The sequence below is a fragment of the Paenibacillus sp. JT31N11 genome (genome assembly GCF_056269285.1).
In genome coordinates this window covers 1-4,260 of record NZ_JBWDNQ010000049.1, presented here as the reverse complement: position 1 = coordinate 4,260, position 4,260 = coordinate 1, and the positions used below count along the sequence as shown (strand labels likewise).

General features: G+C 39.6%; 5 protein-coding genes. All 5 read right to left on the bottom strand.

The window, feature by feature from the left end; genetic code table 11:
- Positions 1-225: 225 nt before the first annotated feature.
- The 5 genes from AC0YNV_RS40455 to AC0YNV_RS40435 all read right to left on the bottom strand — a co-directional run bounded on the left by AC0YNV_RS40455 (position 226) and on the right by AC0YNV_RS40435 (position 3,959).
- On the bottom strand, positions 226-786 hold the full coding sequence (locus tag AC0YNV_RS40455) for a DUF3221 domain-containing protein (RefSeq protein ID WP_475773094.1): 561 nt from the start codon (positions 784-786) through the stop codon (positions 226-228).
- 198 nt (positions 787-984) lie between these two features.
- Positions 985-1,230, bottom strand: a complete 246-nt coding sequence (locus AC0YNV_RS40450) for a hypothetical protein (RefSeq protein WP_475773093.1) — start codon at positions 1,228-1,230, stop codon at positions 985-987.
- 287 nt (positions 1,231-1,517) lie between these two features.
- Positions 1,518-2,174 carry a signal peptidase I gene (gene lepB, locus AC0YNV_RS40445; protein ID WP_475773092.1) on the bottom strand — a complete coding sequence of 219 codons (657 nt, stop codon included), beginning with the start codon at positions 2,172-2,174 and terminating at the stop codon, positions 1,518-1,520.
- Positions 2,175-2,730: 556 nt separating this feature from the next.
- Entirely contained in the window at positions 2,731-3,624 is an 894-nt protein-coding gene (locus tag AC0YNV_RS40440; protein WP_475773091.1) for a permease prefix domain 1-containing protein, read from the bottom strand.
- Positions 3,621-3,959, bottom strand: a complete 339-nt coding sequence (locus tag AC0YNV_RS40435; RefSeq protein WP_475773090.1) for a PadR family transcriptional regulator — start codon at positions 3,957-3,959, stop codon at positions 3,621-3,623. Before AC0YNV_RS40435 ends, AC0YNV_RS40440 begins: the two co-directional genes overlap by 4 nt.
- Positions 3,960-4,260: the final 301 nt, after the last annotated feature.

Below are 4,260 nucleotides of genomic sequence, written 5' to 3'. Positions count from 1 at the left end.
GGCAAACTTATGTAACAGCAAATTTAAAAGAAGGTGTTACGATGGCAGCACGGTGCACCGTGATACAAAATAAGCGAGTCCACAACGTAAGGCATTGGTCGGCCGTGCGGTGCGATCCTGCCCGATCGTATTAGCGTAATCTGCCTATTAGTTGAGCCCAAAAAGGGAGCAGCTGGCGTTGGCAAGCTGCTCCAACATGTGTTTCTATCGTACCCGTTAGCTCAATCACTTATCGGACACCTTAATTGGTATGACATCATCACGATTTTCGTTTAGCACATAAACTGTCCATACGGAAGCAGACGGGTCAAACTGAACTTCTTTGACCACAGCAAAATGAGATTCTTCGATTTCAAGCGAGGAAATCGCCTTTTTAACGGCTTCCGCGTCAGACAACTCAGCTCCTTCTGCATGAGAATCCGTAATTACGGAAACACACTCGGCTGAGCCTTGACCAGGGTACGAATCGTTAATCGCTCCTCCCTTTGCCCAAGCCTCCACCTTCATTCCGACCTCAATATTAGATGGCGCTTCACCAAACCAAATCGCGGGATAAAAATTATTTTGCCCTCCTGTGGAGCTGTAATCTTTAACATCGGGGGAAACCACAAGGATACGGTCTCCGTCGATTTTAACGACATACCCTATGAAACCTTTATCCTTGGTTGACGAAGCAGTTGTCGAGGTTCCTTCTCCAGTGTTTTGTGTATTATTATCTGGTTTCACCCCGCAAGCAGAAAGCAACAGTACAACAACGGAAATCAAAAATATTAATTTTAAACGCATGGTCTAATTCCCCCTCTATTTGTTATAGACGAGGTTCATAAATTAAATGTTATAACGGAACTGGATGGAAATTTCTCTCTGCTAATCTGCCCGTTAACGTAATGAAGCTGCCAATCTTGCCGGCAGCTTCATCATAGGTGTAAGCTATCGTACCCGTTACTTTAATGACCTGGTTGTTGCGCTATCGTACCCGTTAGCTTAATCCCCCGGAGGCTTGCGACCGTCGTCGGCCATCGGCTGTTGCTGCCGGAGCTTGACCAGCTGCTCGTACCGCTCGCGGATCTTCGGTATTGCCTCCTCGCGTAACTTTTCGAGCCTCTCAGCTGACAGACGATCGAGTTCCTCTTTCTGCTCCGGGCTGACCTTGTACACTTTCGTCGTTATGATCTCGCCTGTTTCATACACCGTTTTTGCTTTCTCCTGAGCCTGTTTCTCCTTATCCATGTTCGACACGTTCTCCTGCCTCCCTTTTTTGGATGACTTTGTTTCCCTCTTTTCTATTATTACGTCTGTCTGACCTCCACACAATTCTAAACTATTTCAACTACCCTTACAGAACGGCTGCTAAGTTACGATAGCTTCCAATAAACGAAAGAGGAGCTGCCTCGCGGCAAGCTCCTCACTAACGTATCCCTTTAGCTTAACGAGAATTATTATATCGGAACAATACTAACTTTAAAGTCTGCAGCATGCAACTGAAACACATCCAACTGAATCACTTAATAGTGACTTTATATTTTTTCATATCCCAAAACCTTACCTTTCACATTAGCAATGGGCAATAGACCAAAGACTTGGCTGTCAATACTTCTTGACCATGTATCACCAAGGACGTAGAGTTGGTTATTTGGAACAGTAATCTTCTTTAAATCCATGTCAAAATAACTTTTCATGGTCTCTTGACATGCTTTGTTACACGACCCATCTTTCTTAGTTACCTCAGCAAGCTCCTCTTCGTCCAGTCCCCATTGTAGAGCTTTCCCATAAAAAGTATCTAATTTTTTTTCATTAATATAAATTACGCCTTTTTTTATTTGTATAACTTCTCCAGGCAGAGCGATTACTCTTGAAATATTGTTTACAGGTGGATCTGCACGCGTAACTTTGCGCTTATCAATAGCAGGCATTTTATAATAAATTACTTCGCCACGTTGAAAATCATGCTGATTGTAATAATCTGGATCAACTACCAATTTTCCAATTTCCTGCGAATCGTATTCTAAATGCCTACGGGACATTCCGTCATTATTGTTCTCAATCAAAATGAAATTCTGCTTTTTTTCAACTACTGGTGGCGATTCTTGAGTAACAAGGTCCGTTATCTTTTGATTTCCGCAGCCTATAGTGAGGCAAATTAAGCAAATAATAAATATCCATTTATACCACATGAACTGGTTCCCCCTTAATATACCGGAGATTCTTCGTGCTCTAAAGAGATTCAGCCGAAAAAAAATTACATTTTACCGAGGGAGTTCAACATCTGCCATATTGCCAGCAGAATATAACCATCTATTCATGTTCTTGTCGTCAGGCATTCAATTAGAAATTTTTCAAGGTCTAGACTAACATTCGGTTCAAATAGCATTTATATAGTTCAAGAGCGTGTTTGATCGAGGTTTTTTTTAACGTCATTTTTTTTGTCTCAAGATCCTGTAAATAAAATGTATCGTGTAAATACAATTCACGCATAACATTTGTAGCAGCCTGCGAAGCTAATTTTTCACATTGAAGTAAGTAATAACAGATCCTATAACAGTCTACTTCGAACGTTTTTAGAATACTGATCCTTTCGGGAAAATCCATGTTTAAGCACCACCTGAATCCAGTTATTTCACCCTTTCTTAAAAAGAACGGTTGTGCCTGCTATTTCCAAATCCTTATCTCTGCGTCCAGCAAACTAATTCTTTCAATTTCAGACGAAAAGTTGCAGTTTGACCCACTTCTTTAAATGAATCGTGAACGAAGTTTTATCATTAATAAGTAAGCCCCATAGCCAAGGATATTTGACAATAGAAACAAGAACACCCATACCGTTTTTCCATGACCTTTGTAATAAATATTCATGCTAGCCCATATTGCAAACAATATCCAATACCCAAACAGTAAGGTAATACCTATCATGAACGTCGTATTATTAAACAACTTAATGCCCAAATCTGTGATAATAGTATTATTTGTACCCGGAACCTGAATCTGAAATTCACTTGGAACAATGTATGTGAAGATGTTGTTTGTATGAGGAATATTATTTAGATTGTCCAGTTTTAGATTTTCTGGGTATTTGTATTGTATTGGGTTTGGGTATTTCTGATTTGGCTTGCGCTTGCTCAGATCTTCTATTCGAAGGACAACTCCTGAAATACTAATACTCTTGTTTATTCTCTGTTCTAATTTTTCTTTCATTTGTTCATTGATTGGATTATCAGTTGTGCCTAATTCCTGTTGCACGATTTCAAATACTTTCATACCACTATCAAAACTATGAGATTTATTCCAATATGAAAACCAGCCTAATATAATGACCCCTAGCAATAACATAGCGATTGAACTCTTCAGTATATTACTGGAAAACACTTTCTTGATTCTATATAGTTCCTTCAGTTCGATTTCAATTTCTTGAGGCTCACCAAAGCTCTTTAAAGCTTTATTAACTGCGTCTGTTTGATCTAAGCCTTTTGAGATCCAATATCCAACGCTGCTTGTTAAGTTGATGATCATCTCTTCCCGGAATTCTTCCACTTCTTTAGGAGATTCATTCATTTTGTTGCAAATTCTATCGATATGCTGATTAATTAGTTTTCTACTTTTTGGGCTTAGAGTCTGATAAATTTCATTCATTCTTCAATACCCTCCATGAACTGATTTATTAATGACCGCATAAATATCCACTCCGCTTTTTTTTCTCTCAAGCGTAAATCCCCAGCTTCTGTTAACTCATAATATTTCCTTCTGCCTCCACCACTATCTGAATCTTCCCAATATGATGTTACCAACTTGTTCTTTTCCAAGCGCTTCAGAGATAAATAAAGCGTTCCTTCTTTTAATTCAAAAGTGCCCTCACTACGGTCAAATGCCGTTCTAGCCAACTCATACCCATAAACCGGTTTTTCCCTTAGAAGGCTGAGAAGTATTGTGTCTATGTATCCCTTCAAAACCTCTTTATCAATTTCCATGGCATAACCACCATCTTTGCCTTTATTTATTAAGTACATTGTATAGCAAGGTACTTAATAAGTAAAGTGTCCTTATCTACTGCCCCACCGTAACGATGCCAGCGGTAAAATCCATAGGAAATGGGGGAAACATAATGCACATATTGGAACTATCCCTGCCCGTTAGCGTAACGACAGTTTCAACACATTCCTTATCTTATGTATTGAAAAAACCAGCCCCCTTAAAGGACTGGTTCGCCGCTGCCATCATTGAACTCCCTCGGTACGATTAAGTTTTCTCACGAATGCTCGCTTATTCGCA

What these genes read in the sequence shown, in the direction of transcription:
- AC0YNV_RS40450 (WP_475773093.1), bottom strand. Translation starts at nt 1,230, where the DNA reads ATGGATAAGGAGAAACAGGCTCAGGAGAAAGCAAAAACGGTGTATGAA.
- lepB (WP_475773092.1), bottom strand. Translation starts at nt 2,174, where the DNA reads ATGTGGTATAAATGGATATTTATTATTTGCTTAATTTGCCTCACTATA.
- AC0YNV_RS40440 (WP_475773091.1), bottom strand. Translation starts at nt 3,624, where the DNA reads ATGAATGAAATTTATCAGACTCTAAGCCCAAAAAGTAGAAAACTAATT.
- AC0YNV_RS40455 (WP_475773094.1), bottom strand. Translation starts at nt 786, where the DNA reads ATGCGTTTAAAATTAATATTTTTGATTTCCGTTGTTGTACTGTTGCTT.
- AC0YNV_RS40435 (WP_475773090.1), bottom strand. Translation starts at nt 3,959, where the DNA reads ATGGAAATTGATAAAGAGGTTTTGAAGGGATACATAGACACAATACTT.